Below are 1518 nucleotides of genomic sequence, written 5' to 3'. Positions count from 1 at the left end.
CTGGGGGACCTATCCACCGAACACGCGGGACCGGCACGCGTGCAACCGCATTCACGGCTGTTCGTGGCGGTGTGTGAGTGCCTTGCCGGTTCGTGCTCGCGGCGGTGACAATCGATGCAGGGGTTCAGGCCCCGGAAGAAGGGGGTGCTGAATTGATGTCGTGGTTCTCCGCCGAGGCGAGATTGCGTCGGGTCCAGGGGTGGTTCGACGAGGGGAATGTGAGGCGGCTGCATCAGGAATTCAGACGTTGGAACACACCGCAGGCGCTGTCGGCGCTCACCGGCATCATGGCCTCCGGCCCGGACGGCTCGGCCTCGCAAGCCCGGGATGTTCTCGAGCAGTTGGGCGTCGATCCGGAGGCCCTCGCCGGGGTGATCAACTGCGTGGTCACCGGCGAGAACGAAAAGCTTTCCCGGGCGCGACAGTTCGGTTGCGGCCTGACACCGGCGGCGGTGTCGTTTCTTCTCGCGCCCGCACCGAACCCCGACCGATTCCCGTACAAGCCGAAGGTGCGCCTGATGGAGTACCTCTCGTCGAACCGGAACACTCGGGCGCTGACCGACTCGCTGACGGCCGTCGTCTCCGACACCACCGAGAACCCCGCGCGTGGCAACGTGGCGGGATTTCTCAGCAGCACCGATCACCCCGCACTGCTCGAGGCACTCGAAGCCAGGTTCGACGACCTCATCGCCGAAGCCCTCACCCAGAAACACGACGAGCGACATCACAGGCGTGTCACCGTCGGCGCTCCCGAGGCCCTGCGCCGATTGTGGACACCGCAGGGGCAACCGACACCGTTCACCCAGATTCTGCTGGACAATCCTTTCCTGTCACGACACCTCGGGCCCTGGCCCGAGACGCGGCGTTACGCTTCACAGCATTACGCTGCCCGCGCGCGCTTTCTGGAGGCGGTCGTGCACAACCGGATGGACCTGGTACTCAGCTACGAGCACGAACACGGCCCGGCGCAATGGGTACAGGATCTACTCGAGGCCGCACAACTGGGCGCGCCACCGGAGATCACCGCTCGCTGCGAACAGGTGTTACGCGGCCTCGACCATGGCCAAGCCCGCGAAGCGCTGTGCGACATCGCCGTCAACGAGTACGCCCCGCACACGGACTACGCACGCGAGATCGCCCGCGCCACCGGCTACACCTGGTCGAGTGAACGACGGCGCGCGGTGTTCCTGTTCCTCACCGAGCAATGGGACCGCTACGACGAACTCGACCCCGACGGGGCAGAACTCCGCGCCTACTGCGACCACGACAAGACCCTGAGCCCCACACAATATCGGCCCTACTGCCGACGAATCGCTGAAATCGCGGTCCGCACACAACACTTCAACCCCCGCGACGCAGACTTCTGGAACAGCTACACGAGCACCACCGGGCGACCCGAACAAGCCCGCGGCGCAGGTGGAGTCGACGCGCGCAGCCACGGTGGAAACGGCGCCGGGTTCGCGGGCAGTGGCTGCGGAGGGGGAGGCGGCGGCTGCGGGGGAGGCGGCGGTGGCGGTG

1 protein-coding gene is annotated in these 1518 nt (G+C 66.6%); it reads left to right on the top strand.

Features of this window, described 5'->3' with window-relative positions; genetic code table 11:
* Positions 1-155: 155 nt before the first annotated feature.
* Positions 156-1518: hypothetical protein (locus JZ792_RS41080; protein WP_216918376.1), on the top strand; the 1363-nt coding region annotated here is incomplete at its 3' end.

This window comes from Nocardia noduli, from assembly GCF_019038455.1.
GTDB lineage: Bacteria > Actinomycetota > Actinomycetes > Mycobacteriales > Mycobacteriaceae > Nocardia > Nocardia noduli.
This window is presented reverse-complemented; position numbering and strand designations above follow the sequence as displayed.